Source organism: Williamsia sp. MIQD14 (assembly GCF_051025635.1).
Taxonomy (GTDB): domain Bacteria; phylum Actinomycetota; class Actinomycetes; order Mycobacteriales; family Mycobacteriaceae; genus Williamsia_A.
The window spans coordinates 43,403-66,982 of record NZ_JBPFDG010000007.1; the positions used below are offsets into that span (position 1 = coordinate 43,403).

Sequence of the window (23,580 nt, forward strand, 5' to 3'; positions counted from 1 at the left end):
GTCGGGTCGGCGTGCGCAAGGGCTGGACCTGACGCCAGTGCAATCACGCCGGCGCCGAAGAAAGCGGCTCGCAAGGCGCTCCGTTTACATGAACTGACGGCGCGACCGACGGAGTCTGACATCGGCGGCAGCGTGTTGGAGACAGTCATGATGGCCTTTCGTGCCTGGTGAAGAATTGCTAATTCTTGGCACAGCCACCCACCGATCTCATAGCGCGAGAGGTTCCAAAAAGGACATCGCCCGCGAAATTAGTATGTTCGCGCGACAGCAGGCTATCCCGGCGATCAGTGCTTGCGGCAAGCACCAATTCGTTGCGGGGTTAGGTTGTCGCGTACCGCGATACAGGGGACGTCGCCGCGTCAACGCCCATAGTCGCTATCCCGTCCGGCGCCGGGTCGCCGTGTCGGAGCACTGCGCGATGCCGTGGTGACTGCGCGCTGCTGCTGCGGAGTCACCGCGACGGCGGCGGCGTGCTTACGAGTGGCGTCGTCGAGGGCTGAGCGGATCGCTACGGCGCGTTGTGCATGTCCGCGAGCTTCGGCAGCGGCGGCGATTGCGCGTGACGCTGCGGCGATCTGAGCGAACATCACGCGGTACGCCTGCATCGGGTCGTCGTGGCTCGCGGCGAGGATCATCGCTGCGGCTCGACGGGCGGCGCTGGCGCCGCGCCGGTCACCGCCGGCGCGTTTTTCACCTGATGTCGCGGCGAGTGCGTCGGCCAGGCGGGCGAGTTCGGCGGGCTTGCCCGCTTCGGCGCGCATGGCCCACGCGCTGACTGTGGCGGCGGTGTCGGCGCCTGCCGCGGCCCACGATGTCATCGATGCGTCGGGGGCGACGGAGTTCACGCGCTCGCTCCACCGACCCGCTGCGGCCGCGGCCGGCCCCCACTGGTCGGTTCGTGGTGTGCGGTGCCCGGCCGCGCGAGACCACTGGCCGTCGATGTAGGCGGGGTTGCCCGGTTCCCACCGCTCGCGCAGCGACGACAGCGACAACCGCGGGTCGAGCTTCCCGCCGCCGTGCCACTGGGGTTGTCCGTCTGCGCGGGCATACAAGTGCGGACGCAGCGCCACGCTGTAACCGGTGACCTCGGTGGTCGACCCCTTCGCGAACCGCGGCCGGATCAACAGATCGGGATCACTGAACGCGATACCGACGAAGTCGGACTCTGTCCGCGACGCCTGCGCGGCGGCGAGGACCTTGTCGCGCAGTGTGTCGCGGGCTTGCTCGAACGTCACCCGGTTGCGGGGCTGCGCTCGCTTGGGTGTGATGACCGGTTCCGGTTGGGTGCCTGGCGCGGACGCGGCGATCGGTTCGCGACGGTTGTGCGACCACGCACTGACCGCGTCGGCGCGGGCACCGTCGTCGTCGATCCACGTCTCGCGCAGCCGCGGCAAGCTCAGGTCGTTGCCGAGTTTCCCGCCGCCGTGCCACACCGGTTCACCGGTCTTGGTGGCGTAGGTGTCGGTGGCCAACGCAACCGAGTAACCCGTCACCTCTGTGCGCGATCCGGTGGCGTAGCGCGGCCGGATGAGCATCCCGTGGGCCCGCACCAGGCGCACGAACTCGGCTTCGGATTCCGCTGCGCCGGAGATGGCGCGGACGTTGCGCGCCAGGGTCGTCTTGACCGGCTCGGGCCGGCCGGTGCGAGTGGCGATGTTGTCCTGGGCAGGGTTGACGCCCTTGGTCGTGTAACGCTCGGCACGGCCCGCGGTGATCAGCAGCCCGTGCCGCTGCTCGAGGTCGGCAGCAACACGCTGCGAGCGTCGGAGGTCGCCGGTGTTGCGGGTCTCGCCGGGCTCGGGGAACCACAGCTTGACCACTGCGCCGTCGTCGCGGATCCGCGAGGCGACGATGTGGATGTGGTCGCCGCCTTGCTTGGTGGCGCCGTGATGAATCGCTGCCCACCGCGCCGGCGCATCGGTGGGGGAGTCGAACCCCATCTCGGCCATGAACTCGCGGGCGATCGTCGCCCACTTCTCGTCCGACAGACCGCCGATGTCGGCGGACTCCTCCGGTGACAGTGACAGCGAGCAGTGCCACACGTTCTCGTCGTGGGTCGCCTCGGCCAACGCCGTCGACCCGGTCAGTCCGCGCTCCTGGGCCGCGGCGAGCTGCTTCTTGTCGGTGCGCACCACTGGTGTTCCGAACACGATCCGCGCGGTGTCGAGTTCACTCGCCAGATCGAGTGCGGCGTCGTGATCGAGCTGCGCTCCGTTGCGGCCGGCGAACGTCATCGCCTCGCTACTCGCCGCGACCACATGCGGATTGGTGTGCTCGTTCGCGCGCCCCGGGCCGGCGAGATACATGACCAGCCCGGTCATCTTCGCGCCGTGGGTGATGTTCGGGATCATCCGGGACGACCCTCGAACCCGAACGTCTCGCCGAACGCGTCGAGCACGCGGCGCATCGCGCGGTGCGTGGCGGTAACCGCGGCGTCGAAATCCTCGGGCAGTTCGTTGTCTGTGTTGGCGTTGCGGGCGATCTGGTTCATGTTGTTGCCGATCGCGGCGAGCAGGTTGCGGACCTCGCACGCCTGCTCCCAGGCCGCGCGGCGAACCTCGTAGTCGACTGGCGCCGCGGTGGTCTCCGACAGTGCACGGGTCACCATCAACCGCTGCACACTCATCCCCGCCAGCGCTGCGCGCGCCCGCAGTAACGCGTCCTCGTCGCCGGTGACCTTCACTTCGATCTTGTCCTGCCGGCCACCCGGCGTATTGGCGCGACGACGTCGCAGCACCGACCGACGCGCAGGCGCCGGATCGGCGCCGCCTGCCTCGGTCGACTCGCTCATCGTTCGGCCCTCCCGCCCGGCCCAAACGGGCCGCTGTCTCGTGCGTCTTTTTCTCGACCCCGGCGTCCGGGGCGAGATGGCTCAGCGCAGCGAACCCACCCTTGTGGGGACACCCGCCAAACCTGGTGGGTGCACCGTACCGCGACAGGTACGGGCATTTCAAGGTTTAGGCATGTCTAAACGACAGCTTGCTCCGCCGTTGCACGATTGCGAGCATCCGCGCCAGCGGATTCGGATGCATTACCGCCGCCCCTTCGGGGCGGCCAAAGAGCCGATCGCGCTCCCGCGCGATTCCACCTGGCGGCGGGCAACGCCCGACACGGCCAGCGCGGACGCGGGTGCGCGGCCGGCGGAGTCGTAGTCGCACCGGAAACGTCGGCTGGGGACAGGAGAGGCGAGCGGGCCGGGGACATGTGTGGCGTGCGGTGTCGTGGCGGTCGGCCAGAATGACGCGGTGGCCGCCTTCCCGATTCTTCGTGACATCTTCGGTGTACCCGTCGACCGCATCGACGCCGCCGCGATCCAGCGGGCGATCGACAAGGCCGCAGCCGAGGGTGACCAGCTCGACTGGAAGAGCGAGCCCTACAAGCCCAAGGTCGACGACGACGAGCTGGCCAAAGACCTCGCTGCGATGGCCAACCACCAAGGCGGCGTGATCGTGATCGGCGTGGCCGACGACGGAAACGATCAGGCCGCAGGGCCGACGCCAACCACAGACGACGTCGCCGAGATCAAGAAGTACATCGACCGCATCCGGCACGCGCGCATCCGCCCGTTCCTGCCCGATCTCACGGTGCGGGCGATCGCCAACGGCGACGGCCGACACTTCGTGGTCATCGCGATCGGGCGCAGCTTCGACGCGCCACACGCGGTTGTCCCAGACAGCCCGAAAGCGTCGCACTTCCGGTATCCAATTCGTGTCGGCAGAGACACGAGTTGGATGACGGAGCAGCAAGTCGCCGGCGCGTATCGCGCACGGTTTGCCGCGACCGCTGGCATCAGCGAGCAAGTCACCGAGCTACATGAGCGCGGGAGCAGAAGGCTTACGAACGCCGACAACTTGGGGTGGGTGTCGGTGGCGTGTGTGCCCACGACGCTGGGCGCTCGTGTCCCGGGGCCGGCAGCGCGCGCCGCGGAGGTCGAGTTCCTGCGCTCGTGGTTGACGACGGATCTGCGCAGCGGCAAGAGTCCGGAACAACCCGGCCTCGGCGGGATTCGGTTCGATGACGCACGACCGGCTGTTGGCCGGACTGTCTTCACTGACCGCCACGATCACAATCTGGCGAACGGCTCCCACGTCGAGCTGGCGCACAACGGCGGAGGGTTCGCAGCCGGCGCACTGGCTCCCCAGAAACCTGTCGAGTTCGCCGCGACGGTGCCTGACAATGCCGTTCACTTTTGGTTCTCCACGGTGTCGATCGAGTGGCGGCTGTTCACGTTGCTGACGTTGCTGGCCGATCACGCGCGAGACACCGGAGCGGGCGGCGACCTTGAGCTCCGCGCGCAACTGCACATCCCCGACCGGCGCTACAGCAATCTGTGCAAGCCGAAGGCGCAGCGTGACGGGTTCTTCAAGTACGACTCGTGGCACGCCTTTCAACCGGTGTCGACCACGCAGTCAACTACCGCGACACTGCCGCTCGGCGGGGAACGCGACCACCAGCTCACTGCGGCGGCGACGTTCGAGCTTGCCACCGACATATTCGCCGAGTTCGCGTTCGACGAACCGCGAATTTTCGACCACACCGGCCGCGCGCATTTGGACAATCTCGGTCACGATCTGACGTTCGGTGGTGTGGCCGCGTGGTGTGAACAACACGTCAACCGCGCTGGCGACGAACCGGCTTCCGAGTAGCGCAGCGGCTACCCTCGGACGGACGTGTTCGTTGTGTCGGTAGCCGCCGTCACGATGGGCGACACGGCAGACAGCTGGTGGTAGCCGCCACCGGTGTTCGCCGCAGCGTTTTCGTTCTTGCCGTCTCACGAAAGAGGTACCTGTCATGCCCGAGCTCGACATCAATTCGATCGCGCAGTCTGTGCGCGCCGAGGCCGAACGCAAGATTGAGGTCCTGGAACAGATCGTCGGCGTGCACCAGTCGATCACGACCGCTCGCGATGAGTTCCTGACCACCGACATGGCGAACGTGTCGAACCTGTCGGGGTTGATCGCCGAGGCCGAGAAGCACGGCGTGGACGCGAAGCTACTGCGTCCGTTCAAGGTCGATCCGATGACTACTGGCGGCACTCGTCGTCGCGCGCCTGGTGCGTCGCGTGGTCGTCGTTCGTCGACCAGCTCGACGACGCCGGCGCCGTCGCCGAGTGACAGCCACGGTGGCGAGTCGACCGCACCGGTAGGCGATCAGAGTTTCGCCAAATCGGCGTAGCAACACCGCAGCAACGACAACGGGGCGAGTGCACATCGTGTGCACTCGCCCCGTTCGTCGTCTGGAGGTGTCAGCGGCCGTAGTCGGTGTCGCGGCCGCGAGGCCGGCTGGCGGGTTTGGGGGTGTGCGGCCGCGGATGCGTGGCGCCGGTACCGGGTTGGCGTGGATTGTCGATGCCGGCGAGACGTGCAGCGTTGCGGGCTTGCTCGAGCAGCGCCGGGTCGATCGCCGGCGCGGGGGCGGGCAGGTCGGTGATGATGTGGGCGAACACGGGGGCGAGTTCGTCGGGGTGTGGTTCGTGGGCGCCGAGGTCGGGCATCGACAGCATGGATCGTTGGTTCCACACGTCTTTGTCGATGGCGTCGAAATCGAACTCGTAACCGGCTTGGGCGGCGACGTGGTTGACGAAGATCTTCAACGCCCGCCCATTCCCTTCGCGGTACGGGTGGGCCACGTTGCCCAGGGCGTAGATCCGGGCGGCGGCCGCGGCGGTGTCGTCGCGGTCGAGCTGGGCCCACGGCGTCTCACGCACGACGCGGGCGACGTCGTTGAGATAGATCCCGATGCGGTCGGGGGTGGCGAACGCGATCCCGTTCTTCGACATCGGGACCGCGCGGATCTCGCCGGCCCAGTCGTAGACATCGCTGAACAAGGCTCGGTGGATGTCGTTGAGGTGGGCGGTGTCGAAGGTGCGGGCGATCGGGATCTCGCCGCGCGCGATCTGTCCGTCGCGGTAGGCGGTGACGCGGTACTCGGCGGCCTGCAACGCGAGGAAGCCGTGTTCGTCGAGTTTGTTGCGGAGGACTTTCTCGCCGGGCCAGAAGTAGTCGTCCCAGGACCGTGTCACCGGTGAACCGTTACCGCGTGCTCGATCAGCTCGCGTGTCCTCTCGCCGCGGCACCGCCACGCGCGCGGGACACGATCTCCTCGATCCCGATCCGGCCGGCCGCGGCGTCGCACTGCTCGGCGACGTCGGCGCGGGTCGGTTCCCATCCCTCGAGGACACCGTTGGCGATCGCGTTGTGGACGCTGCGGGCCTGGGCGTCGGTGAGGTCGGCGAACAGCTCGGGGTACCGCGACGGCCAGCCCAGGGCGGCGACGTCGGGGGACAGGCTCATGGTGGTCATCGTAGTGATCCTTCCGGTCGTGTGTGCGGGTGTCAGAACAGTGCGGGTTGGGTGGCGTCGGCGGCGGCGTCTGTGCGCGTGATGTAGTCGGCGACGAGGTCCTGGACGACGGGGACCGGTTCGTCGAGTTCACCGGCGACCGCGGCCCAGGACAGTCCGTCGTGGTGGCGCAGCCGGTAGGCGAGTGCTTGGAGTTGGTGCAGGTTTTCGTGGTCGGCGAACTCCATGGTGGTCATGCGGTCTGCCGCCGGGCCCGCAGTTCGTCGCGTTCGCGTTCGGTGAGGCCGCCCCAGATGCCGAACCGTTCATCGCGTGCGAGGGCGGCTTTGAGGCATTCATCGGTGACGGGGCAGCCGGCGCAGATCCGTTTCGCCCATCTCGCGTTCTGGCCCTGTTCGGGGAACCACAGGTCGGGGTCGACCTCGGCGCACACACCGTCGGTGCGCCACGCCTCGCCGGTCGTGTCGAGGTCGATGCCGCGGTACGGCGTCGTGGGTGCACTCATCGCTGTCACCTTCCGTGGGGTGTTCATCGCCGGCCCAACGCTTCGAGGGCTTCACGCCGGTTGGTCCAGTCGGTCTCGGCGCGCTGCTGGTAGCCGGTGAGCTGCGCCCAGTGCCCGGCGAGGTCTTCGATCGGGGACTCGTCGCGGTGTTGGGTCATGCGGGTCAGTAGCGCGGTGTAGCCGCGGCGGTAGTGGGCGTCGACGATCTTGATCGCGAGGTAGGCGATGTTGTCGACGATCGTCATCGGGGCGTTGGTGGGTGCGGCGAGGGTGAGCATGGTGTTGCGGACACCGCCGGCCGACGACCGTAGTTGCCCGGTTTCCATCAACCGCGCATTGACGAGGATGGGCGACGGCTGGGTTTTGGTGGCCACCGCCGCGATCGCGTCGAACACGATGGCGTGGACCGGGCGCACGAACGGGGCGTAGTCGGCGCCGTTGTCTCGGGGTGCGGACAGGATCTCGGTGATGGCGGCCGCCAACTCTTGTGGTGCCCACATCAACGCCGAGAGCAACGCCTCCTCGAGCTCGGCCGCGACCGCCAGTTCGGTGTCGACGTCGTCGCCCAGGCCGCCGTATCCGGTGGGGTCGTCTCCGGGTGCTTCGGCACGGAAGGTGCCGGCCTCGAGGTGGGTGGTGGGTTCACTCAACGCTGCGGTCATGTCGGGGTCCTCATCGTCGTGGTCGCTCATCGGTTCGGTCTTCCTGTTGGGTTGGCCGGCACCGGGCAACTATCACCGGGCGGTGTTTCTCAGGCGGCCTGGCTGGCAAGCGCTTTGATCGCATCGGGGCGAAATCCCGACCAGTGATCCTCGCCGGCCACCACGACCGGCGCCTGGAGGTAGCCGAGGCTCATCACGTAATCGCGGGCGGTGTCATCGACGCTGATGTCGACGAGCTCGTAGCTGATGCCGCTTTTGTCGAGGGCCTTCTTGGTGGCGTTGCACTGAACGCAGGCGGGCTTGGTGTAGACGGTGATCGTGGTGTCAGTCATTGGTCTGAGTCCTATTCGGTGAGAGTCGACTGGAATGCGTTGCTGGTACATCCATTTTAAGCTATTAGTCGTTGTGCGGCAATACTTTTCGATCAATTAACGTATCTATTTTGTTACGGTCTGTGCGCATTGTTGCGTGGTGTGGATAGACCATTGTTTGGGCATTTCCTGATATTCGGCCATGCACTTGGGTCGGTCGGAGGAGTCAAGTTGCGCAGGCGGGATAGGGCCGCGAAATAAGCTCTAAACGACGCGCAGCGGAGTGTGAGCGCGTGGGTCTATCTCGCCGGAGTCTGCTTGACGCCGGAGTGCCGGCCCATTGTGATGATCAGCCGATCAGGGGATGACGAGCTTGCGTGCGTGGCCTCGCGTTCGCCTGTTCGAACTACCTGCGCCGGCCTCGCGACTATCTATGCTCTGTGGATGGGTTTTGAGGACGAGCTCAACCGTCAGCTGGCGGCGCGCAAGGTTGCCGATGCGCAGTCTGCGCAGGAGAGTGTGGCGCGGTCACGTCGTGGAGAGCGGGCCGCCGATCAGCTTGAGGCCGGCCTCCGACAGTTGGCCGAGCACCTCGGGAGGCAGTCGCCGCCGCGGCCCTACAAGATCAGGCCACGTCGTAACTGGCGGACGCCTGCCGTGATGTCGCCCCCAGGATTTCCACTGCAAGCTGACTGGTCCAGACTTCACTCGGGCCCGAACCCGAGCTCACTCAGCTCCCTAGACATGCTCCTGCCTGACGGGCGGGTCTGGAGATATATCCAGCACAGTCCGCCGCGGCAAGAAGACATCCGCGGGAAATTGACTGCACACGGAAGCGTGTCGATCGCTGGAACTAGCTTCTACGCCGACTCGGTGTCGGGCGATCTGTACGCAGAAGAATGGGACAACTCCGGAGAGACGAACGTGCGGGTGTCTGCCGACAAGGTGCTGGCGTCTTGGGCGATGTCGTTCCGCGAGCGCGGGGTTGCCACCGGATCGCGATTGCCGATCATCGGCTGAGGCTGCGTACGTTTCGAATCAACTCCGCGCGAAGAGCATGACTGTAGGGACCCCACCGTGTGGTGGGGTCCCTGTGAGTCAGTGCTGGTGTTCGATCGGGTCGTGATCGCCTCGTCCGGCCCAGTCGTTCCGTGCCGGTTCGATCGTTTCGAGGTTTCCGGTCTCGGTGGTAAACGTTCCGTCGAACGGGACGTTGTATCGGTAGATGCTGTAGGTCTTGATGTCGGAGAAGTTGTTGGTCATCGGTTTGCCCTTCGTCGGTTGGCGTTGTCGCCTGCCGATTGGGCTGGTCGGGGTGGGATGTCAACCCCGGAGAACGTAGGTACCGGAACCGAGTTTGGCTGCGAGCGCAGCGAGTACGGGTTGCCGGGCTCGGTGGAGCGCGTGGGCGTAGCGCAGCGGAGAACACGCGAGTGTGCCGGAGTGTGGGTTGACAGCTCGGGCCCCCGACCAGCCACGCTGAGAAGGCGCGCGCCCCCTTGGTGACCACAGACGCGAAGCGCGGTGGCGGGTCGGCTCGATGCCGGCCCGCCACCGATTGCTCACCGCGACGTCGTCGCCGGCCGGTGCCCGGTGAGTTTGTGGTAGCCGATGGTGTCGGTCCAGGAGCCGCCGACGATCGACGGGATGGTGACGGTCTTGGCGTTGACCCGGCGCACGGTGTACCACTGCCGGCGGTAGCAGACCTGGTCCCCGACGGCGATGGTGTCGCGGCTGTAGTTGGTGGCCTCACCGGCGGCGATCTGTTCGGCGCGGATCCGGGCCCAGTAGGCGATGTCGTCGGCGCGGGCGGTCATCCGGGCGGTCAGGGTGTCGCGGTGTTTGCCGGCGGCGGGTTCGGTGACGTCGAGGACCTTTGTTCCGTCGCCGGTGGTGAACAGGGTCCGGGTGTGGCCGTCGAGTGCGCGCTGATCGGCGCGTTGTTCGGCCTCGAGGCCGTCGATGCGGTTCTTGACGGTGACCGGGTTGTAGCGGTGATCGGTCGCCCGGGTGGCGACGTCGGCACGACGGGCGGTCTCGACCGCCTCGCGTTCGGCGACCACGGCGCGGCCCATCGCACGGTGCGCCTTGTCGATGGCGTTGCGGTGCCGCGCTTCCGAGTGATGCCCCACGTGAATCGGTTCTCCGCCGGGCGGGAGTGCGGCGGTCGCCTTCCGGTCTGCGTCCCATGCCGCGTCGGCCTGGTCCCGGCGTCGTTCGGCCTTGACGGCCAGGGCTGCGGCCCGGTCCTCGGCCCGCGCTGCGCGGTCAGCCTCCACGGTCGCGGGGTCGCGGTGGGTGTCGTCGATGTCGATCTCGACGTCGTGTCCGGCTGCCCGCAGGGCGTCGGCGGCGGCGGTGATCTTGGTCCGGTTGGGGTCGCGGTCGCGACTGCCTGAGATGCCCCACAGTCCCAACGTCCGGAACCAGCGGAAACCGTTGGCTTTCAACACGGTGTTGGTGCCGTCGCCTCGGCTGGTGCCCTCGACGAGGGTTCCGTCGGCGGGGGTGTGGGTGATGGTGATGGTCATCGGTGCTGGTCCTGTCTGGTGTCGGCAAGGGTGGTGTGTACGTGGGCGTGGATGTGGTCGACCAGCTCGGCGATCGCGGCGAGGTCGCCTTCGATGACCACGCCGTCGCCGGTAGGCGTGCCGATGTAGAGCGCGTGGTCCTCGGCGATGCGCACCTCGATGTCGTGGGGCGCGGTTTCGCGGGTGACGACGCTGTAGCTCGCGGTGTCGGGGGTGGTTCGTTCTCGGTGCAGGCTCATCGGGCCGTCTCCTCGGGGGTGGTGTTCGCAGCCAGCAGAGCGCGCAGGCGGGCGAACTGTTCGTCGGTGATCGGTTCGGCCGGCGGGAGCCTGCCGGGGTCGTTTTGGGCGGCGGTGTAGGTGTCGTGCCAGTCGCCGTGCCCGCAGGCGTAACGGATCGCGTTGCTGCTCATGGCTGTCTCCCCTTCTCAGACGGTGATCTCGGTCATGGCGGCTTCGCGGATCTCGGGGTCATCCAGGGCGAGGCCGATGAGGGCGGCGCGGTCCGCGATCGACAGGTCGTCGAACTCGAGGTCGCCGGGTCCGGCGATCTGGGCCCACACCAACTCGCCCGCTGCGATGGGGTTGGTGCCTCGGAAAACTGCCATGACTGGCTCCTCTCGTTACCGCCAACTTTTTTGCCCTTCTGGCAAGGGAGATGAAGACCGGCTAGGAGGACGGAGCACCACAGGGGAGCGGCGGCAGTGTCCACGCGAGGCGGAGCCGAGTGCGGGTGTGGACAGTGGCGCCGGTCCCGCCGGAGGCCGCGAACGCGCTGTTGTGTGCAGGACGACGCCGGTCAAAATCGGACGGCCAGAAGGGAAAACAACACGCTCTTCCAACAGTGCGACCGCCAGGGAGCTCCAATTCGGGGTGCGCAGCACACCGCCCGATAGATCCGCGCGGCCGCCAGGCCGCGTCCACCGACTAACCGGTCCGGGCCGGCAGGTCCGGTCGATGCGATCGCTGCGCGGCCGCGCGGTGCTGCGGTGGGGGTCGGCTCGACGCCGGCCCCCACCGCCGGTCATGCGATCGGCTCCTGCCCGCTGCCGTCGCTGTCGTGGGTTTCGCCGTCCTCGGTGTCGCGGCAGATGTGGGCGTTGAGGAACGTTGTTGCGGCCGCGCTGTTTCCGGCCGCGTGCAGGGCGTCGGCGGTGATCTCGGCTTCTCCGCAGTTGAGTTTGGGTGCGAGTTCGTCGGCGAGTTCGCCGTCACCGAACAGTGCCGCCCACCGGGTGAGGTCGGTGGCGATCGCGCGGTGGATGTGGGTGTGGATCTTGTCGACCCAGCGGGCGAGGGCGGCCAGGTCACCTTCGATGATCAGTCCGTCTCCGTTGCCGTCGCCGACGTAGAGGGCGTGGCTGGTGTCGATGGAGCAGGCGATGTCGTCGGGTGCGGTGGCGCGGGTGACGAGGCTGTAGCTGGCGTCGCTGACGCTGGTCCAGTCGCGGTGCAGGGACATGGTGGGTCTCCGATCGGGTGGGTTGGTGGTGGTCAGGCGGCGGTGACGTCGTCGACGTCGGCCGTTGTGGCGCTGTCGGTGGGGTCCTGGAGGGCGTCGAGGGCGTCGGCGAGGGTGTGCACGCATCCGAGGACTCGGGCGGCTGTCGCGGCGACCAGCTCGGCATTCCCGTCGGCCCATCCGGTGATGTAGCCGATGGAGTAGGTGGCGGTGTCGAGTCCCAGCAGTCCGGCCAGGACGTTTATCTGGACAGGTTTTGTCAAGTGCCGCGACCAGTCACCGGCCAGGCCGCCCGCAAGTCGATTCCGCGGGCCCTCGGGGGACGCGTGGTGCCGCGAGCCGCGCACGGCCAACGTCGACCCCAAACGCCGCTCCATCTGCTGGCGCACGATCTGGGCGTTAGTCGCGGTGCGGAATCGACGCTGCTGCGACCAAATCGGGTCGACGGGGCCTGGACTCCGCCCACACGGAAGCGAGCCGGTCGTCGCGCCAAAACCGTACGGCCCGAGGGGCAAATTCAAAGCACACCAGTATTAGACCTAGGGCCACTTTGGGGCCCGAAGGGACGCTCCCGTTCGGGGCGTTTAGTGCAACGACACATTGGCGTCGGTAGCCAGGTCTGTCCACCTTCGTACACCAGTGTCACAATTTCTCGATGGGCGAGATAGACGTTCGACTCTTAGCGGGAGTTCGCGAATGGACCCTCGGCACTCAGCCTCGGGTCGTTCCCTCGACTCAGCTGGTCGTCGCTTTTCGGGGTTTGACGTCGCGAACAGTCACTATCGATGGACAGATCACCCGTCTCACCGGTGGTCCGGTCGGGCTAGCCGCGCTGGATCTGACGCGGTCGACCGGCTACCACCGGATTGACGCTGGTGGATCGATATTCTGGTTTGCCACCGAGGACGCCAAGCTCCGACTTGATGGCATCGGAGCCATGCTGGCCGAGATGGGAACGCTCGGAACCGGTTGGGGAGGGCAGGCGCTGTTTTCCGATGGTTCTGGTCTTCGCGACGCTCACGTGGTTTATGGATGGCTGGACCACTGGGCCGATGACACGATGGCCGGTGTCGAGCATGTGCTGGCCGGGCCGCGTACTCGGAGTGTGCAGAACCAGAAGCTGAGCAGACGAGGGGGGAGTGGGGTTTTGAGTGCCCCCACCCTGCGGCTGCTCCGGTCGTCGCCCAGCCAGTATCTGGCAAGGCGCGAGGACGGACTCCTCGAGGTAGGCAGTGAGCGCTTTGATCCACTTCGGGTTGTAACCCGTAAGCGCACCACGAGTCTGCAGACTGTGGCCAATAGGCGGGCAGTGGCACTGCTCGGATGGATTAGTAGGCTAGCAACGGAGGTGATCGAAAGCCACCCGTCGACGAGCGCTGTCACTCGGTGCCGCTTGTGGGCAAATCGTGCGGCAACGCTGGGGAAACGCCCAATCGCACAGGCGCTTTCCGCCTTCACGGACACAGGGTCGGTCCTGAGTTATCCGCGTCAATCCGAGGAGATGCTGGTTCCGGCGTACCGGACCACTTACGCTGCGGCGCTCGATGTTTCGCGGCTTTTCGGCTGGTCTGCCGACACGCGGCCGCTGACGCGGTACAGCTATGTCAACAAGTCGGATCAGATCTACCAGGCGTACACGGCGACACGTTTGGCCAAATGCCTCGGCCTTCACCAGACCACTCCTGTGCTGGGCGCTGCTCCGCTGGCGTTCACGGGTCCGGACTTTGACCTGTACTACGACACCACATGCCCACCAGGAGTACTCCGGTCATGGCGAGCGGTGAGTGCCCGACCGGACGTGTCGCGCCCAGATCTTTTGCTGCACCGCCGATCCACCGGCGAGGTCGCGGTGCTCGACGCGAAGTATCGGCGGGCCACCGATGGTGGCGCGTCCGAGGATTCGCGAAAAGAGGTCACGTCGTACGTCGGGCTGTATGGGCTCCCCGCCGTGTGCATCCTGTACCCCGGTGACGTCGAGACCTTGGCGGTGGCAGGACACGGGCTCACGATTCACGAGATCGCGGTGCGGCCTGCAAATGACAGTCTCGAGTCAGCGATCCCGGTGATCCTGGGCTCGCTGGCTGTGCCGCCGTATTAGAGCAGCGGAAGGAGCTCGTCGGAGGGCCCGTCCATCATCCTGTCGAACATGGCGTCTATCTCGGCGGCGTTGGGTAGCTTCCCGCACACCTCACGGAGCTCCTCGATATCTGCGTGGGTCCCGCGGACTTGGTGCACAAGTTTGTCCGCAACCGATTCTCCGAGTGCGATTACCTCAGATTTTGCGTCTCGTGGTGCGTGAGCGACTGCGAGGACGACGTCTTTGAGCAGTCCCATTGTGAACCACGATCGCCCGATTGAGGTTCGCAATATGGCGGATGTAACTTCTTCGAGAAGTCGTTGGACCTCTGTCGATAGGTCGTTGGCCGACGTCACTGCCGACAGCGCGTCGTTGCGGATGCTGTCGAACTGGGCGGGCCTGGAATTGTCGATTCGCTCGACAACGCTCGTTCGCGCGGTGGAGATGATCCCAGTGACAAGGCTCAAGACAGCACGGTCTGGATCCGCTTCGTACCGATCACCGAGAACGTTGGGCATGGTGATCACCGTCGACCGGCGTTTCGTGGGGGAGCTGACGCGTGTGCGGGTCTCTGGCTCGTCGCGATAGGAGTTGCATGTTGCGAGGATGAAGGTGTCGATGGGCAGCTGGCCGGCGGTGTTACCCGGCAGCTGCACCCGGCGGCTCTTCTCCTGTGTCGCGACCAGAATTGACGCCATGTATGTCTCGATAGATGCCAGGTTGAACTCCTCCAAGACAACGATTTTGGCTTCCAGCGGACTATCAGTCATGAGGACGTCTTTGGCGAATGGGCGGAGTTCGGGCGCTCCGTCGAGGCGTTCGTAGCCAATGAACTCGGCTTCGTCGAAATCTGTTCGAATTGCCACGACGACGGCCGGATCCAGCTCGAGTTCGGCCTCGAGCGCCGCGGCAAGGAGGGATGCAAACATTGTTTTGCCGGTGCCTGGTTGTCCGACGAGCACCACAATGTCACCACGTAACCAGCCGGTGAGGACTCGTCGCACCAGTCCAGCCGGCAGCTCGTACCCACCGGATCGCAGGCGCTGCTCAAGGGCGTCAACGAGATCGGGCAGATCTACGCCAGCTGTCGGGGCCGGCGGTTGGCTGCCGAGGACTTCGAAGGTATCGATTCCGATCGGAGTGTCCGTGAACGGCATCTGGCGGTAGGCCTCGGGGATGTCGGTGGTGTACGCAGTACCAATGAGGTCGGCGACGTCGAGCCCGAATGTCGTTCGGAACCACACAACAATGCGGTCGAGGTCGCTACTGCCGCCGAGCTGGGTGTCGAGGTCGGCTGTATCTAGGTCTCGTCCGAACCACAGGGCGAGGTCGACGAGCCGAACTGCTTGGTTGGGGTAGGAGGCAACAAACTCTGCGCCGGCAGCGGGCGTGATGTGCCAGATGTCTGGGCCCTGTGCGGTCTTTTCTTGCCGCAGGACGCGGCCCCTGCCTGCGGCATCCGTCCGGAGGCGTTGCAGTCCACCGCCGGGGTACTTCTTCGTCTGCCAGGGTGCATCCTCGGACCACGGCACGCGGTAAGGCCTGTTTGCATCCGGGGGCCTGGGCAGGGTGAAGTACTCGCTGAGCAGGGACGTCTCCTGCGTTGAGCCGTAGGGAACGCCCTCAACGACAGGGTCGCGGCCAGCGCCCAGTGCAGCGGACAGCAGCGCCGGAAGCGTGACAATAGCGATCGGGTGTTTCCCAATTAGGGCGTGAGCAGCTCTGAGGACAAGACCGGCGGGGGGGTACGGCACGGTCTGACCGTACCGGGGCCGCGGTTATTGGACGGCGATCCCGTCCATGTTGTCCGCCACCAGCGAGCAGAAGTCGGGGTTGAGCTCGACCCCGATCGAGGATCGGCCCATCTCGTCGGCGACGTACATGGTGGTGCCTCCGCCGAGGAATGGATCTAGGACTACGCCGCCTTCGGGACATCCGGCGTTGATGCACCGTTCGACCAGTTTCCGGGGATACGGGGCGTAGTGGGTTCCGCGGGCGAGGGACCGTCGATCAGGCTCAATGAACCACACATCCTCCTCGCCGTCCAGGCCTTCTCGGTCAAAGAAGTAGCGCGGCGACTTGGACAACAGGAAGATGTGCTCGTACTTACGCCAGGGGCGGTCCTTGCTGGTGGGCTCGGGTATAGCGCTCTGCCGGACCCAGATGATCGTGCTTCGCAGCGTCCACCCGTCTTCCTGCAGTGCCAACGCCACGCGCCACGGGATGCCGATCAGTGATTTGCGGGGCAAACCCAACCCAGGGCCATCGACGGCCCGCAGCCCTGGCAGCCGCCGACTGCGGTGCTTGTTGTCCTGCCCGTGCGGGCGGCCTTTGGCGCTGTAGTACGTGTCACCGAGATTCAAAAACACCGTTCCCGTGTCCTTGAGCGCAGGCCTCAGAGCGGCGAATGCTTCACGGAGGTTCGTGACGAACCCGTCGATGCTCGCCTCCAACCCGAACTGGCCAGCGACCTCGTAATCTCGCTGCCAATAGTAGGGCGGGGACGTGATAACCGAGTCAACCGATCCCGGCTCAAGGGCCGTGAGCGCCGTCCTGCAGTCTCCCTGCAGCACCTGCCAGGTGGTGCCGTTCTCTCGCTCACCAGCGGCGAAAGGCCCACTGACAGCATCGTCCTCTGAAGTCGTCATTTGGTCTGGAATGCTCGCAGGTTGCACCGACATGAGCCAAGTGTAAGACATCTCCGACGGCGGGCCCTCATGTGGGTGCACCGGCGTGTTGGTGGTTGCGAGTCGTTGACGTGCGTCGCTTCTAATACCCTGGCCGCGTGACAGGCGAGGGTGACGATAGTCTGCGAGAGCTGGCGAAGTTTCTCGTCGGACCAGCTGAGATCGCTGTCGCGCTCGGGATCGAGGCGAACACCGTCAATGTGTGGAAGACCCGCCATTCGCTGTTCCCGAAGCCCGTAAAGCGTCTGCGCGCCGGCGACCTATGGGATATCCGCGAGATCGAGGCGTGGGCGGAATCAACAGGCCGACCAGTAGTCGTTGCTGTTCGCCGGGACCCGCAGCCACCGACCACCGGAAACTAGCTCAAGGAACCCCGCATCCAAGACGTACAACTCGCCGCCCTCGGCCCAGTCTCGTTTGCCGAGAGTCCCCTTGCATCGCGAGTGCGCTTTCACCAGGCGTGGTACCGCGCAGCGGTCCTAGGAATTGAATCGTATGGATCATCCGTCCACGGCCGCGTCAGTACTCCGCGCGGGTCGATCCTCCCCGCCGCTGCCGCACTTGCCGGCAAGAACTTCACCTCAGATCACGCTCACCAGCTCTACCGCGAAAGACGGTCACGTGGCTGGGGTCTTGATCCGACCAGGTGTACGGCATACCTCACGTCGAGCCAGGCGCTCACCCTAAACATTTTTGGACCGTTGTTAAATGACAAAGCTTGGTTCGCGTGTGTCCTAACGGACGTGCTGGGGACGCCGGTGAGAGAAGTGCTTCAGGCGCATATTGAACATGCGCCCCACCGCCCGTCGCAGGCGCTGGGCGATCGAACAATGCTAGACGTGTGGGTCATTGCGAAGACGGAGAACGGTCAGAACCTTTCGATTGCAATCGAGGTCAAGTACAGCGACCGGTTTAGTAGCCGAGTCTTACCTATCTGGGCGAACCCCAAGTACCGCGAGATTGCGAATAGCCAGCACCCGCCCCTCTGGAACCTCGACGCGCCAGCCTCCCGGACTCGAGCGGTGAACCAGCTAATCCGATGTCACGCGTTGTGTGTCTTCCTGGCGCAAGAAGCGCGCGCCACGAGAAGTCAGCTCATAGTCGTGCACCATCCGGCGGACTCAGCTGCGGCTGCAGTCATCGACGAGTTCGACGCCATCGTGGACAACGGCACCCTTCACCCCTGCGGCCTCGACTCTTTTCTCCTGGCTATGTCCAGATCCGCCAACGCCACCCAATCTCGAACGGTTGATGAGCTGCGCACCCGGTATGTGGCCTACCACCTCAGTGACGCGCTGTGGGAAAGACGGGGCGAGGCGACCAATGGCCTGTGACCTACTATGACGACCACTTTTCGATGTCTTGGCGCACTGCTTGAGAGAGAGTGGGGAATTGTTCGACAGGCCCCCAGGCCACCCCTGCTTCAGACGTCAGACCGTGCGGGCGTAACCGCCGCTGCAACAGAATCGCACTCCACGGGGCGACGAGTAGCGGCGCCTTCCTGCGTTCACTCGTCCCTGCGGCATGGCCATTCGCCGAGGTCCGTCAGTAGTTGGCACAGATGCCGTGCTGTGGCTTCGTGTCGTTCGACTTCGCGGGCCCAACCACGTTCGCGCGCGGTACTCGCGAGGTCGAGCTCGGTGCTGTAGCGGTCGCGGAGGCGGGGAGCGTATTTCGGGGTGGTGATGAACTTGGCGCACGTTAGATACAGGTCACACTCACATGGGCCTTCGCTGGGGAGTCGAAGACAGTGCCCGAGTTCGAGTTCGGTGCGAAAAAAATTGCTCTTGAGCCAGTCGACCGTTCCGGGGCCGAGTTCGCGATTTCGAATCACAGCAGACGACGGGCCTGCGATCGTGGCGTCCTCGCTCAGAACGGAGCGGTAATCGTGCAGAACGGCGGGGTCGCTGATGTGGGCGTAGACCAGCGCCATCTGCACGCTTTTGTGGCCCAGAACGCTCATGATTGTCTGAAGGCGGGCGCCCCGCTCGGCGAGCTGTGTGCCGACTGTATGGCGAAACCGATGCGCTGTAATGGTGGGTCTGCCGTCCGCGTTGAGGAGGTTCGCGGATCGGCATGCAGTCTGCAGCGAGTCGTCGAACAGGTAAGCGTTGGACAACACTCGGCCTTTGCGGACAAACAGGCGCCGGGCGGGTCGCTCGTTGTGATTGCCAGGAAGTGGTCGATCGAGTTGCCCGTGCCGCAAGCGCTGAAGGATGCGAATGGCGTCGGCTGCGTCCTCGGTGAGCGGAACGATGCGTTCGGCGTAGTTCTTGCTGGCAGGCAGCCGCAACCTTGGGGTGCCATCAGGGTACGTGTCGAGGCAGTCCAGAGCGAGCATGCGAATCTCACTTCGCCGGGCCCCGCTCCATCGCGCGATCAGCAGCGCACCGCGCTGAAACGGACACTCCAGCAGGTGAATCGCGTCCATCAGTGCGACCAGCTCATCGTCGGGTATGAACCGTGGGACCGCCCGGGTGAGTTTGGGTAGATCTCCGTTCATGAGCAGCGGCTTGTTGGGCATGTCGGGCCATTGCCAGGCGTAGCCGTCACGGAAGAATCCGAGCACGGCTTGAAGGTCAGCTCGGCGGGTCGCCGGCGCCAGGGGCAGGCCTGTGCGGTGATGGGTCTGTGTGGCGAGCCATACGCAGAATTCAAGGCAGTGCAATCGAGTGACGTCGGCGAACGATTCGACGGTGTAGTTCACCATTAGCCAGGTGCAAAAACGGCGCAGCCCCGAACGGATGTTCTCAATGGTGGCAGGTCGGTCCAGCTGGGCGCGAGCGGCAAGGTACTGATCAATCGTGGCGTGCATGACAGTTGGCATGTCTGGAAAGGCCGTGGTCGTCGGTAGCGGCTCCTTGGGCACTTCGGGAATGTGACCTGCGTGGTAGAGCACCAATTGCAGCAGGAATACCTGGGAACCCCAGTTGCGTCGTTTACTGACCCACCGAGGGTCGTCGCCGTGGAATGAGGGGCGGTCCTTGCGGGCGCCGAAAGCGTCTATTGCGGAGAGCATTTCGGTAAAGTCGGCGGTTGTCAGTTGTGAGATCGGCGGGACTCCGCCATGCAACAACATCCGCGACAGCGCCCATTCCGCAGCGCGTGAGGCTGAGCGGGCGCTGAAACCTATCTGAGCTCCGATGTTGGCCAACTCTTGCCTAGTGGCGACGATTGGCAAGCCCAGCGAGCGGGCGTGCACCCACACGTTCAGTGCTGGGACGGCGATCAGCCAGTCCCAGTCGAAGGCCACCCGTCCCGTCACACCGAGGAAGGTCAGGTATTGGCGCGCGTTGTAGGAGATTGGATCGGTCACCTGGCCGCGGCGGGGGTCCTCACCAATCAGGCGACCGACCCGCCTGGTCAACGGCTCTGCGAACCACTCGTCGAGATCGGGGTAGCGAGTAACGAACTCCTGACGATGTCGGAGCTTCAGGCTCAGGTAGGACCGGTCCTTGCTGACAGCTTGGATCAGTTCCGCGAACTCCCCTGCTGAAGCATGCTGGCGACGTCGCAGTTCGGCGGGTCTCGCGAGAGGGAGTGTCATCTTTGGTTGCCATTCTGACCAAGCGCACGCACGTAGTCCGCGACGACCTCGTGATCGCTTACCCGTGTATAGAGGCGGGTGGACTCCACGGATGCATGGCCGAGCCGCCGTTGCAGCGTCAATTCGCGCATTCCGCCTTCCCACATGCGAGTGGCGTGGGTGTGTCGCAGTGCATGCGGTGTCACCCACGGTTCTCTAATGCCAGCCCTCGTGGCGGCACGGGCGAACAACCGCGCCAACGCCGCATAGCTCAATGGTTCGCACTGGCGGGCTCCATTTCCGCCTACAAGGAAGACGAATACCGAATCAGCATCTGCCGGTCGGACGTGCATAACGTACTCGCTGACAGCAGCGAGGGTCTCGGTGTCGAGAAGGTCGACCACCCGCTCGGAACGGGACTTGGGCCGCACCCCACCCGGGTGATCGTCGCGCACCCGTACGAACACGCGGCGTCGACCATAGGCGATGTCCTCGAGATGCAGGCACAGGACTTCGCCAGGTCGCAGTCCTCCGTTCAGCATCAACAGCAGCATTGCGCGATCCCGCAGCCCGGCCAGGTGAGTGAATAGAGCATTAACGTGCTCATCGGACAAAGGACGCGGCAGACGGCGTGGCTGGCGGACCTTCAGCACTCGCCGCTGCGCGAGTTGCCTGCTGGCCTCGCCGGCAAACGGCCGGTGCCGTTCACCGACACGTCGCCATGCTGGGTCCGGTCGCCGCTCGATTGGATTGACTCCGTCGAACAATTCGCTTGCGATTGCCCACTCATAGAAGCCGGCGACGCCGGCGAGAATCCTGTTGATAGTTGGCGCCGACAAGGCTGGCTCTCCCGTGGGCCCTACTGCCGACAGTGACAACCGCTGACCGGTCGCCCTGGACGACTCTGATCGCAAGAAGGTCAAGACATCCATCGCCGACCGAGGCTGCAATTCATTCCAGGCAAGGCGCTCCTTTTCGAGGAATCGCCACAGGTGCAACAAATCGTGCGCGTAGGCGCGCACGGTGTTCGGCGAGCACCCTCGTGCACCGAGGTAGGCCAAGTAGCGAGACACCACAACCACCGGACATCCCGACCCGTCAAGGAGCTGCACCTCGCGGCCGGACGCACCATTGATGACCTGAACACGCACAGCTTCACCTGATTCCCAAATATAGAGCCCCGCCCCTGCCGGACGACTCTGTCCAGATAAGCATGTAGGCGACGGATTCGGCTTCTACCTCGACCGTGCCCCGGTGCATCTCGGCCCGGTCGATTCCGTCGGCGGCGTGGAGCAGGGCGTGGGCGGCTTCGTGGATCAGCGTCTTGGCGGCCTGGGCGGGTTCAACATCGGCGTCGACAACAATCCGGTGCGTCCCATCGGTGGTGGTGTATCCGTTGCTCTCACCCGGGATCTGTTCGCGGGTCACGGTCCAGCCCTGGGTGGTGATGACTTGTTCCATCCGGTCATAGATGCCGGTCGGGTCGTCCCCGGACAGGCGGGTCGCGATCCCGTCCGGGGTGGCGGTCGGCTCAACTCCCTCGATGGGGTCGGTCTGGTCCTTCGCGAATACCGACAGGATCGGGAACCGGGGGATACGGGTCTCGGTCTCATCGCCGGTCGCGGGGTCGGTCTCGGTGACCTTCTTTGAACTGAACCCGAAGATGCGGATTGCTTTCTCGCCCTTGCGGACCTGGCGCCCCAATTCCTGCCATTTGCGAAATCCGGCGACCTCGGTCGCGGTCGGGTGCTGCGACATGATCAACAGCGTGTTGTTGAGGCTGTAGGAGTGGAACGCGCCGATGTAGTCGAGGAATGCCCGCCACCCGTCGGATTCGGCCATGGTCTCGACCTGGGTTGCGATGGTGGCCTGCATCGCTGCGGCCCGCTCTTTGCGTTCTGCGACCTTGTCCGCGCCCGCGTTCCGTGTACCCATAACTGCTCAGCCTCCCGTTGTCCGCCAATGTTTTTGCCCTGTGGCAAGGGAGATGAAGACCGGCTAGGAGGACAGAGCACAACAAGGGCACCGCCGGCAGTTTCCACTGAGCGCAGCGAGGGGGCTGGAAAGTGGTGGTGGTCCCGCCGGAGGCCGCGGCCGCGTTGTTGTGCGGCGGACGACGCCGGTCAAAATCGGACGGCCACAGGCAAAACCAAGCCGCTTGTCAGCGCCGCCGAAGGCGGCTCCACGCGTGCGCTAGCACGCCCGCCCTCCCTGACCACTGCGGATCCGCCGGCCACACCCCGGGCCGGCCAGCTCCACCGCGACACCAGATCAGGCCGGTTGTGCGGGAGCGGCGTTTGTCCGGGAGGGCGCCGGTGTCGCGGTAGCTCATGCACTTAGAATCGGATGGTGACCGACGCGGGCCAGCAGAAACCGAATCGCCCGTTGCTGCAATGGGCGGGCGTCGGCTTGGCTTTATTCAGCGTCGCGGTCACGATTGCCTTGGGTGTAATAGCAACCGAAAACGACTCCCTGCCGGTTGTTTTTGCACTCCTAGCGGCTACAACACAGTTTGGTTCAGCTTGGCTGTTCTCCCGCCATAGGAAGCCCGACCCAAGCCACGCTAAAACGATTGTTCGGAATATGGCCACGCTATCGGAACGTCTTTCCTCACTCGTAAAGGCAATTGAAACAGTACAAGAAAAGAATCCCGCCGCTACCCCCACTGAGATTAGGCAAGTCCTGACGCGGGTCAACGTAGAAGTAACGGCTCTAGCGGATGACGCGGCAGTTCTCATCGAAAGCTGGCGGGATTTTGATTCCAAGACAGTAAGCGATTTAAGTATCGAAGTGCGATCTAACGAGATTAATCCCGATAACAGTAATTCTTCGACCGGAGGTGGCACTACATGAGTGGCAGCGATGAGAAGGAGTCGGGCGCGAAACCCCAGGAGAGTTCAACGGACGCCCCGACTCGACGGCAACCCTGGATGCCAAAAAAGACCGAAGGATCCGTCGCAGCGATCATGGATAAGCGGGAAATTGTCATCGACATCGGCAGCAGTGACGGCGTTGAGCTGGGGTCAAGATTCGTTGTTCTGGGCAAAAAGGCTCTAGAGTCGACGCCCTCACTCGAGGTGCCCTTCCCTAAGACAGTCGTAAAGGTGGTTCGTTTCCTCGAAGATGGTCACCACTCGATCGGCCGCACGTATCGGATCGTGCGCGGATCACCGGGGCAACCCGGGTTGTTCAGCGACTTCTTGACGACCAACGCATTCCGTGCGCTCCAGCAGGGAACCCCGGCCACTCCCGATCACGTAGAGAGGCTGAACGTCGACGACGAGGACATGTTCATGGCCGGGCTCTCCACGGACGAAAAGCGAGTACGGGTCGGTGATCGGGTTCAGCTCACACTAGGAGACGAATACGACGAGGTCGGTGGGTAGTTCGTCGGTTTTGGTCGCGTAGTTGGCGAGAATGTTCGTTTGATGTTCGTGCATCAGCTTTTGTCGCGCGAGCGACACCGCCGGCGGGCGAAGCCTGTCGGCGGCCCGCCGCGCGGGGCGCGGGATCGGGTG

The 23,580-nt window shown here is 64.9% G+C and carries 28 protein-coding genes; 8 read left to right on the plus strand and 20 right to left on the minus strand.

All coding sequences use genetic code 11. From position 1 onward, the window contains the following. Positions 1-359: 359 nt before the first annotated feature. Positions 360-2,351 (minus strand): relaxase/mobilization nuclease domain-containing protein, encoded by a 1,992-nt coding sequence (locus ACQ7HM_RS21130; protein WP_434218210.1) that lies wholly within the window; start codon positions 2,349-2,351, stop codon positions 360-362. After that, positions 2,348-2,791 carry a MobC family plasmid mobilization relaxosome protein gene (locus ACQ7HM_RS21135; RefSeq protein WP_434218211.1) on the minus strand — a complete coding sequence of 148 codons (444 nt, stop codon included), beginning with the start codon at positions 2,789-2,791 and terminating at the stop codon, positions 2,348-2,350. Before ACQ7HM_RS21135 ends, ACQ7HM_RS21130 begins: the two co-directional genes overlap by 4 nt. 454 nt (positions 2,792-3,245) lie before the next feature. Here ACQ7HM_RS21135 and ACQ7HM_RS21140 point away from each other — a divergent pair, with 454 nt between their 5' ends. Both ACQ7HM_RS21140 and ACQ7HM_RS21145 read left to right on the plus strand, forming a co-directional pair. Next, on the plus strand, positions 3,246-4,646 hold the full coding sequence (locus ACQ7HM_RS21140; RefSeq protein WP_434218212.1) for an AlbA family DNA-binding domain-containing protein: 1,401 nt from the start codon (positions 3,246-3,248) through the stop codon (positions 4,644-4,646). 181 nt (positions 4,647-4,827) lie between these two features. Next, positions 4,828-5,175 carry a hypothetical protein gene (locus ACQ7HM_RS21145; protein WP_434218213.1) on the plus strand — a complete coding sequence of 116 codons (348 nt, stop codon included), beginning with the start codon at positions 4,828-4,830 and terminating at the stop codon, positions 5,173-5,175. 70 nt (positions 5,176-5,245) lie between these two features. Here ACQ7HM_RS21145 and ACQ7HM_RS21150 read toward each other — a convergent pair whose 3' ends face one another. The 6 genes from ACQ7HM_RS21150 to nrdH form a co-directional block, all read right to left on the minus strand. Continuing rightward, on the minus strand, positions 5,246-6,022 hold the full coding sequence (locus ACQ7HM_RS21150) for a Fic/DOC family protein (RefSeq protein WP_434218214.1): 777 nt from the start codon (positions 6,020-6,022) through the stop codon (positions 5,246-5,248). Positions 6,023-6,047: 25 nt separating this feature from the next. Beyond that, positions 6,048-6,302, minus strand: a complete 255-nt coding sequence (locus tag ACQ7HM_RS21155; RefSeq protein ID WP_434218215.1) for a hypothetical protein — start codon at positions 6,300-6,302, stop codon at positions 6,048-6,050. 32 nt (positions 6,303-6,334) lie between these two features. Next, the gene (locus tag ACQ7HM_RS21160; RefSeq protein WP_434218216.1) at positions 6,335-6,538 is read right to left on the minus strand and encodes a hypothetical protein; all 204 of its coding nucleotides are present in this window, start codon (positions 6,536-6,538) and stop codon (positions 6,335-6,337) included. Beyond that, positions 6,535-6,807: a WhiB family transcriptional regulator gene (locus ACQ7HM_RS21165; RefSeq protein ID WP_434218217.1), complete on the minus strand. Its 273-nt coding sequence runs from the start codon at positions 6,805-6,807 to the stop codon at positions 6,535-6,537. Before ACQ7HM_RS21165 ends, ACQ7HM_RS21160 begins: the two co-directional genes overlap by 4 nt. A gap of 23 nt (positions 6,808-6,830) precedes the next feature. Then, positions 6,831-7,469, minus strand: a complete 639-nt coding sequence (locus ACQ7HM_RS21170) for a DnaB-like helicase N-terminal domain-containing protein (RefSeq protein ID WP_434218218.1) — start codon at positions 7,467-7,469, stop codon at positions 6,831-6,833. A gap of 89 nt (positions 7,470-7,558) precedes the next feature. Further along, on the minus strand, positions 7,559-7,801 hold the full coding sequence (gene nrdH, locus ACQ7HM_RS21175) for a glutaredoxin-like protein NrdH (protein WP_434218219.1): 243 nt from the start codon (positions 7,799-7,801) through the stop codon (positions 7,559-7,561). A gap of 423 nt (positions 7,802-8,224) precedes the next feature. On the opposite strand from nrdH, the gene ACQ7HM_RS21180 reads away from it, so the two are divergent. Next, positions 8,225-8,800, plus strand: coding sequence for a hypothetical protein (locus ACQ7HM_RS21180; protein ID WP_434218220.1), 576 nt, complete (start codon positions 8,225-8,227; stop codon positions 8,798-8,800). Between the two features lie 78 nt (positions 8,801-8,878). Here the strand turns inward: ACQ7HM_RS21180 and ACQ7HM_RS21185 are convergent, their stop codons facing one another. The 7 genes from ACQ7HM_RS21185 to ACQ7HM_RS21215 all read right to left on the minus strand — a co-directional run bounded on the left by ACQ7HM_RS21185 (position 8,879) and on the right by ACQ7HM_RS21215 (position 12,035). Continuing rightward, positions 8,879-9,043, minus strand: a complete 165-nt coding sequence (locus tag ACQ7HM_RS21185; RefSeq protein ID WP_434218221.1) for a hypothetical protein — start codon at positions 9,041-9,043, stop codon at positions 8,879-8,881. A 299-nt stretch (positions 9,044-9,342) separates the two neighbouring features. Next, entirely contained in the window at positions 9,343-10,311 is a 969-nt protein-coding gene (locus ACQ7HM_RS21190; protein ID WP_434218222.1) for a DUF3560 domain-containing protein, read from the minus strand. Next, positions 10,308-10,550, minus strand: a complete 243-nt coding sequence (locus tag ACQ7HM_RS21195) for a hypothetical protein (protein ID WP_434218223.1) — start codon at positions 10,548-10,550, stop codon at positions 10,308-10,310. The genes ACQ7HM_RS21190 and ACQ7HM_RS21195 overlap by 4 nt, the downstream gene beginning before the upstream one ends. Continuing rightward, a complete protein-coding gene (locus ACQ7HM_RS21200; RefSeq protein WP_434218224.1) occupies positions 10,547-10,723 on the minus strand; it encodes a hypothetical protein in 177 nt (58 codons plus the stop codon). The genes ACQ7HM_RS21195 and ACQ7HM_RS21200 overlap by 4 nt, the downstream gene beginning before the upstream one ends. 15 nt (positions 10,724-10,738) lie before the next feature. Continuing rightward, entirely contained in the window at positions 10,739-10,918 is a 180-nt protein-coding gene (locus ACQ7HM_RS21205) for a hypothetical protein (RefSeq protein WP_434218225.1), read from the minus strand. Positions 10,919-11,334: 416 nt separating this feature from the next. Then, positions 11,335-11,772: a hypothetical protein gene (locus tag ACQ7HM_RS21210; protein ID WP_434218226.1), complete on the minus strand. Its 438-nt coding sequence runs from the start codon at positions 11,770-11,772 to the stop codon at positions 11,335-11,337. Positions 11,773-11,804: 32 nt separating this feature from the next. Then, entirely contained in the window at positions 11,805-12,035 is a 231-nt protein-coding gene (locus ACQ7HM_RS21215) for a hypothetical protein (RefSeq protein WP_434218227.1), read from the minus strand. A 392-nt stretch (positions 12,036-12,427) separates the two neighbouring features. On the opposite strand from ACQ7HM_RS21215, the gene ACQ7HM_RS21220 reads away from it, so the two are divergent. Continuing rightward, positions 12,428-13,870 (plus strand): hypothetical protein, encoded by a 1,443-nt coding sequence (locus tag ACQ7HM_RS21220; RefSeq protein WP_434218228.1) that lies wholly within the window; start codon positions 12,428-12,430, stop codon positions 13,868-13,870. Here the strand turns inward: ACQ7HM_RS21220 and ACQ7HM_RS21225 are convergent. Both ACQ7HM_RS21225 and ACQ7HM_RS21230 read right to left on the minus strand, forming a co-directional pair. Continuing rightward, positions 13,867-15,603, minus strand: a complete 1,737-nt coding sequence (locus tag ACQ7HM_RS21225) for an AAA family ATPase (RefSeq protein WP_434218229.1) — start codon at positions 15,601-15,603, stop codon at positions 13,867-13,869. The genes ACQ7HM_RS21220 and ACQ7HM_RS21225 overlap by 4 nt on opposite strands. Before the next feature lie 24 nt (positions 15,604-15,627). Next, entirely contained in the window at positions 15,628-16,530 is a 903-nt protein-coding gene (locus tag ACQ7HM_RS21230) for a DNA-methyltransferase (protein WP_434218230.1), read from the minus strand. 104 nt (positions 16,531-16,634) lie between these two features. On the opposite strand from ACQ7HM_RS21230, the gene ACQ7HM_RS21235 reads away from it, so the two are divergent. Together ACQ7HM_RS21235 and ACQ7HM_RS21240 are read left to right on the plus strand one after the other, a co-directional pair. Further along, a complete protein-coding gene (locus tag ACQ7HM_RS21235; RefSeq protein WP_434218231.1) occupies positions 16,635-16,898 on the plus strand; it encodes a hypothetical protein in 264 nt (87 codons plus the stop codon). A gap of 15 nt (positions 16,899-16,913) precedes the next feature. Further along, positions 16,914-17,870 (plus strand): PGN_0703 family putative restriction endonuclease, encoded by a 957-nt coding sequence (locus tag ACQ7HM_RS21240; protein WP_434218237.1) that lies wholly within the window; start codon positions 16,914-16,916, stop codon positions 17,868-17,870. 173 nt (positions 17,871-18,043) lie between these two features. Here ACQ7HM_RS21240 and ACQ7HM_RS21245 read toward each other — a convergent pair whose 3' ends face one another. The 3 genes from ACQ7HM_RS21245 to ACQ7HM_RS21255 are packed head-to-tail and all read right to left on the minus strand — an operon-like array spanning position 18,044 to position 21,997. Then, positions 18,044-20,083, minus strand: coding sequence for a tyrosine-type recombinase/integrase (locus tag ACQ7HM_RS21245; RefSeq protein ID WP_434218232.1), 2,040 nt, complete (start codon positions 20,081-20,083; stop codon positions 18,044-18,046). Then, the gene (locus ACQ7HM_RS21250) at positions 20,080-21,213 is read right to left on the minus strand and encodes a tyrosine-type recombinase/integrase (protein ID WP_434218233.1); all 1,134 of its coding nucleotides are present in this window, start codon (positions 21,211-21,213) and stop codon (positions 20,080-20,082) included. The genes ACQ7HM_RS21245 and ACQ7HM_RS21250 overlap by 4 nt, the downstream gene beginning before the upstream one ends. 4 nt (positions 21,214-21,217) lie before the next feature. Continuing rightward, on the minus strand, positions 21,218-21,997 hold the full coding sequence (locus ACQ7HM_RS21255) for an ArdC family protein (protein WP_434218234.1): 780 nt from the start codon (positions 21,995-21,997) through the stop codon (positions 21,218-21,220). A gap of 414 nt (positions 21,998-22,411) precedes the next feature. Between ACQ7HM_RS21255 and ACQ7HM_RS21260 the strand changes: the two genes are divergently transcribed. Both ACQ7HM_RS21260 and ACQ7HM_RS21265 read left to right on the plus strand, forming a co-directional pair. Further along, complete coding sequence (locus tag ACQ7HM_RS21260) at positions 22,412-22,915, plus strand: hypothetical protein (protein WP_434218235.1); 504 nt, start codon at positions 22,412-22,414, stop codon at positions 22,913-22,915. Then, positions 22,912-23,448 (plus strand): hypothetical protein, encoded by a 537-nt coding sequence (locus ACQ7HM_RS21265; protein ID WP_434218236.1) that lies wholly within the window; start codon positions 22,912-22,914, stop codon positions 23,446-23,448. Before ACQ7HM_RS21260 ends, ACQ7HM_RS21265 begins: the two co-directional genes overlap by 4 nt. The last annotated feature ends 132 nt before the right edge of the window (positions 23,449-23,580 follow it).

Coding starts and splice junctions, on each gene's coding strand:
- ACQ7HM_RS21130 (WP_434218210.1), bottom strand. CDS start 2,351: ATGATCCCGAACATCACCCACGGCGCGAAGATGACCGGGCTGGTCATG.
- ACQ7HM_RS21135 (WP_434218211.1), bottom strand. CDS start 2,791: ATGAGCGAGTCGACCGAGGCAGGCGGCGCCGATCCGGCGCCTGCGCGT.
- ACQ7HM_RS21155 (WP_434218215.1), bottom strand. CDS start 6,302: ATGACCACCATGAGCCTGTCCCCCGACGTCGCCGCCCTGGGCTGGCCG.
- ACQ7HM_RS21160 (WP_434218216.1), bottom strand. CDS start 6,538: ATGACCACCATGGAGTTCGCCGACCACGAAAACCTGCACCAACTCCAA.
- ACQ7HM_RS21165 (WP_434218217.1), bottom strand. CDS start 6,807: ATGAGTGCACCCACGACGCCGTACCGCGGCATCGACCTCGACACGACC.
- ACQ7HM_RS21170 (WP_434218218.1), bottom strand. CDS start 7,469: ATGACCGCAGCGTTGAGTGAACCCACCACCCACCTCGAGGCCGGCACC.
- nrdH (WP_434218219.1), bottom strand. CDS start 7,801: ATGACTGACACCACGATCACCGTCTACACCAAGCCCGCCTGCGTTCAG.
- ACQ7HM_RS21180 (WP_434218220.1), top strand. CDS start 8,225: ATGGGTTTTGAGGACGAGCTCAACCGTCAGCTGGCGGCGCGCAAGGTT.
- ACQ7HM_RS21185 (WP_434218221.1), bottom strand. CDS start 9,043: ATGACCAACAACTTCTCCGACATCAAGACCTACAGCATCTACCGATAC.
- ACQ7HM_RS21190 (WP_434218222.1), bottom strand. CDS start 10,311: ATGACCATCACCATCACCCACACCCCCGCCGACGGAACCCTCGTCGAG.
- ACQ7HM_RS21195 (WP_434218223.1), bottom strand. CDS start 10,550: ATGAGCCTGCACCGAGAACGAACCACCCCCGACACCGCGAGCTACAGC.
- ACQ7HM_RS21200 (WP_434218224.1), bottom strand. CDS start 10,723: ATGAGCAGCAACGCGATCCGTTACGCCTGCGGGCACGGCGACTGGCAC.
- ACQ7HM_RS21205 (WP_434218225.1), bottom strand. CDS start 10,918: ATGGCAGTTTTCCGAGGCACCAACCCCATCGCAGCGGGCGAGTTGGTG.
- ACQ7HM_RS21210 (WP_434218226.1), bottom strand. CDS start 11,772: ATGTCCCTGCACCGCGACTGGACCAGCGTCAGCGACGCCAGCTACAGC.
- ACQ7HM_RS21220 (WP_434218228.1), top strand. CDS start 12,428: ATGGGCGAGATAGACGTTCGACTCTTAGCGGGAGTTCGCGAATGGACC.
- ACQ7HM_RS21230 (WP_434218230.1), bottom strand. CDS start 16,530: ATGTCGGTGCAACCTGCGAGCATTCCAGACCAAATGACGACTTCAGAG.
- ACQ7HM_RS21245 (WP_434218232.1), bottom strand. CDS start 20,083: ATGACACTCCCTCTCGCGAGACCCGCCGAACTGCGACGTCGCCAGCAT.
- ACQ7HM_RS21255 (WP_434218234.1), bottom strand. CDS start 21,997: ATGGGTACACGGAACGCGGGCGCGGACAAGGTCGCAGAACGCAAAGAG.
- ACQ7HM_RS21265 (WP_434218236.1), top strand. CDS start 22,912: ATGAGTGGCAGCGATGAGAAGGAGTCGGGCGCGAAACCCCAGGAGAGT.